The sequence below is a fragment of the Paraclostridium benzoelyticum genome, assembly GCF_001006285.1.
GTDB classification, from domain to species: Bacteria; Bacillota; Clostridia; order Peptostreptococcales; family Peptostreptococcaceae; genus Paraclostridium; species Paraclostridium benzoelyticum.
In genome coordinates, this window is the sequence record NZ_LBBT01000209.1 from 1 (window position 1) to 4,517 (window position 4,517).

The 4,517-nt window shown below is 28.4% G+C and carries 3 protein-coding genes; all 3 read right to left on the reverse strand.

What is annotated here, in order from left to right; translation table 11 throughout:
- Positions 1–766, reverse strand: a 766-nt coding sequence (locus tag VN21_RS09870; protein WP_046823115.1) for a DUF3226 domain-containing protein, incomplete at its 3' end; no start/stop codon positions are given.
- The gene (locus tag VN21_RS17890) at positions 766–1,803 is read right to left on the reverse strand and encodes an AAA family ATPase (RefSeq protein WP_052952035.1); all 1,038 of its coding nucleotides are present in this window, start codon (positions 1,801–1,803) and stop codon (positions 766–768) included. The genes VN21_RS09870 and VN21_RS17890, both read right to left, overlap by 1 nt.
- A gap of 150 nt (positions 1,804–1,953) precedes the next feature.
- Positions 1,954–4,443 (reverse strand): CoA-disulfide reductase, encoded by a 2,490-nt coding sequence (gene cdr / locus VN21_RS09880; protein WP_046823116.1) that lies wholly within the window; start codon positions 4,441–4,443, stop codon positions 1,954–1,956.
- Between the last annotated feature and the right edge of the window lie 74 nt (positions 4,444–4,517).

Genomic DNA, 4,517 nt, shown 5'->3' on the forward strand with positions numbered 1-4,517 from the left:
AATTTATTATATTCACAATAAATTCATAAAATTTTTTAATATCTTTACTATGTTTAATACTTTCTTCACTTATCCAGTCATCACGTCTTATTGAACTTTGATTTGCGCTCCCTGGCTGAAAAACATTAGCTATACATCCTACCCTTACTTTATTTTCACTAGAAATACTCCAATTATATTTATGTCTTTCATCTATATTTCCAATATAATCATTTACTTGTTCTATAAGATCTTTGTAAACTATACCAGCACCATCTAGTAATAAGTTTTCTAATGTACCTTCCCTATAATTGTCAGGAAAAAAATAATTGTATAAATTAATTTTTTCTCCTTTTATATTTATTTCTTCATCTAAAAAATCTTGTTTACATATAATCATGTCTTTTTTCTTATATTTAAATTTTTCATTAAACGTTTCTTTAGCTATCTTTTGGTCTGCATCAAAAATTGCACATATACTCTTTATCTGATTTAACTCAGATTTACTCATATTACTAATATATAAATCAATTTCTTTTATAAGTCTTCCTTCTCCATTTGTACAAATAATTACAATTATAACTTTCTGATTTGTAAAATATGATGGTATCGGTACATATCTTTCAATTCTATCTTTAACAAAAGGGTATGTTCTTGGAATTTTTCTTTTCCAGATTTCAGGTAGATTATCTATACTTCTAATTTCTTTAAAACCATTCAGATCTAGAATCTTAGCTACACAGTTAGCATCATGAACTCCTTCTACGAAAAATAAAATATTTTTCATCATCTCACATCCTGACCTAATATAGTTCTTATATCTTTTAGTTTACTACCTGAAAATCTAGTTGTGTACGCATAATCATTTACCGATTCTATTCTAAAACAAGCTAAATCATCTATCTTATTTTCTATTCCATCAATCATTGAATCAATGACTTCTAAACTATGAGTAGTACAAATAAGCTGAACTTTATATTCTATACATGCTTTTACGAACCAATTAAAAACTTCTTTTATCATATCTTTGTATATAGCTGTTTCTATCTCGTCTATTAGTAATATTCCACCCTTTGAACTAATTATAGCAGATGCTAGTGTAATTACTTTTTTTACCCCATCTCCAAAACTAGACAATGGCATAAGCTTAAATTTTTTATGATTCACGTATATTGATGAAGTATTCATTTTCTCATTTGGCAAGACTTCAAAGCCTATTATGTTTTCATCAAACTTTCTAAGTAATTCAATAATTTTATCTTTGTCCCCATCTTTTATAATTTCTATAGTTGTGTTTAATGAGTTCTCCCTAAAGTGATCATATGGTGTTATATATACCATTTTTATAGTTTTATAACTTCCACTAAATCTTAACTGTTTGTTTTCTTGAATATATATTTCTTTGTTAACTAATTGTTGGTTATTTTGTTTAAGACTTACAACTCCTTCAAAAACCTTACTTTCAAAATTTCTCTCCATATCATTAAAATCAATTACATCACTTAAATTCCCTTGTATTTTAAATTCATGTTCGCATTGATTTATAATTGAGTCAATGTGAATACTTCTATTTTCATTTTGTCCTTTAGGAAACATTTCTAAAAAGAGTTCAAATTTTGATATATTATTACTATCTCTTTTAGCTGCATTGACTAACATATTCCTTACACTATCTGGATTCTCTAACAGTGATATAGCTTCTAAAATAGAAGTTTTGCCACTGTTGTTATCCCCAACAATTATATTTATTGTAAGCAAATCTTCTAATTCTAAGTCTTTTACGCCTCTGAAATTCTTAATATTTAAGTAACTTAAATAATTCATTTAACCACATCTCTCTTTTTATATAATCTAATAAATTATATAAATTTACACTGCTTAATATAACTTAAATACATAGTTTGTAAATTTAAAATATTAAATAACAAAATTAAAGGGAGTAATTTTAATTACTCCCTTTTTATTATTATTAAATTATATAAATAAGTTTAATCCAGAATCTTCAGCTGCTCCTAAGTATGCTGCAACTCCACCTAAATCTACGCCATCTATAAGTTCCTCTTTCTTAATTCCCATTAAATCCATACTCATAGAACAAGCAACCAGTTTAACACCCATATTTATAGCATTATTTATTAATGTGTCGATATCATCAACATTATGCTTTTTCATTATTTCATTTATCATTTTTGGCCCCATTCCGCCCATATTCATCTTTGATAAAGGAAGTTTATTTGTGTTGCTTGGTAACATCATATCAAACATTTTTTCCATAGTATCTTTTTGAACTTTTACTTTTTCTTTTCTCTTTAATACATTAAGTCCCCAGAATGTGAAAAACATAGTAACTTCTTTACCCATTGATGCTGCACCTGTAGCTATTATAAATGATGCTATAGCCTTATCTAAATCTCCACTAAATACTACCATTGTTGCCCCATCTTTTCCAACTTGATTAGTTAAAGAACATGAAGCTTTTGCATTAACAGGATTTTCTCCTTTTTGTATATAAGCCACATAAGCTTTTTTATCTTTATTAAATTCAGCTTTTAATAATGAATTTCCTGTTGTTTCACACCATGCTTTTATATCTTTGCTAAAAGCAACATCACTTGCTTTTACTTCTATTATATCTCCACTTTCCATCTTTGAAACTTCTTCAAAAACTCTTCTTATTGGCCCTGGGCATTGAAGTCCACAAGCATCTAATACAATATTTGCTTTTATATTTTCATTCATTTCTGAACCCTCTTCATTTTTAATTTTTGTTTTTAAAGTTGAATTTACATTCTGACTTTGATTTTCAATAGATTTTTTAGCTCTTTTAACAGCTGTATAAGTTTTTATTCCACCATCTATATTAAAACATTTATATCCTCTTTGCGTTAATATTCTACAAGCAATATAACCTCTTAATCCAACTTGGCAAGTAACATAAATATTTTTATCCTTTGGTAACTCATCTATTCTTTTTCTTAATGACCCAAGAGGTATATTAACAGACCCTTCAATCATACCTGTTGCTAATTCGAATTCATCCCTTACATCTAAAACTATATCTCCTCTATCTAAAACTTCGTCAACTTCATGATACTGTATAGTCTCTACATCACCTTCTATTATATTAGATGCATAGTATCCTAGCATATTAACAGGATCTTTAGCTGAATTATATGGAGGTGCATAACATGTCTCCACATCCTGTAAGTCAAATACAGTTAAATTAGCCTTTATTGCAGTAGCTAATACGTCTATACGTTTTTCTACACCTTCGATACCCACACCTTGTGCTCCATATATTTTACCTGTTTTTTTGTCAAATATCATTTTATAAGCTATAGGAAATGCGCCTGGGTAATATCCAGCACTTGAGTTTGGGTGAATATGCACAACTTCATAGTCTATTCCCAGTCTCTTTAATATTTTTTCATTATTTCCAGTTGTAGCTACTGTGTAATCAAATATCTTTGCTACAGACGATCCTAATGTTCCTTTATACTTAATATTCTTCCCACATATATTATCAGCAACTAATCTTCCCTGTCTGTTAGCTGGCCATGCTAATGGTATCATTGTAGGTTTTTTGTTTACAAAATCTATAATTTCTACAGCGTCACCTAATGCATATATATTATCATCTGAAGTTTTCATATATTCATCAACAACTATAGCTCCTCTTTCATTTAGTTTTAATCCTGCATCTTTAGCTATTGATGTTTCAGGTCTAACTCCTATAGATAAAATTATCAAATCTGTCTCTATTTCTCTACCACTATTTAACGCTACTGTCTTACCGTTGTTTTTAAATTCTTTTACTCCGTCATCTAAAATTAAATTTATACCATTATCTATTAAGTGTTCGTGTATAGTGCTTACCATTTCTACATCAAGGGGAGCCATAACTTGAGAACTAGCTTCAACTAGAGTTACATCTATACCTCTTTCAACCAAGTTTTCAGCCATTTCTATACCGATAAATCCTCCACCTATTACAACAGCTTTTTTAGTAGTATCTTTATCTACATAAGCCTTTATTTTGTCTGTATCAGGTATATTTCTTAATGTAAATAAATTATTACAATCCTTTATTCCAGGTATAGGAGGCTTTATAGGACTTGCACCTGGAGATAAAACCAATACATCATAACTTTCATCATATACTTCTCCTGTTTTATGATTTTTTATAGTTACTTTTTTATTTTCCTTATCTATTTTAATTACTTCGCTTAAATTTCTTATATCCATATTAAATTTATCACTCATAGCTTCAACAGTTTGAACTATAAGTTTCTCTCTTTCAGTTATAACCTCTCCTATATAATATGGAAGTCCACAGTTTGCAAAAGATATATATTCACCTTTTTCAAACATAATTATCTCAACGTTTTCCTCTAATCTTCTAAGTCTTGCGGCTGTAGATGCTCCACCTGCAACTCCACCAACTATTATAACTTTTTTAGACATTTTCAAAATCTCCTTTTTATTTTATATTCACCAATTTTCATATTATATTTTGTTAAAGTAATAACTTTAATTTT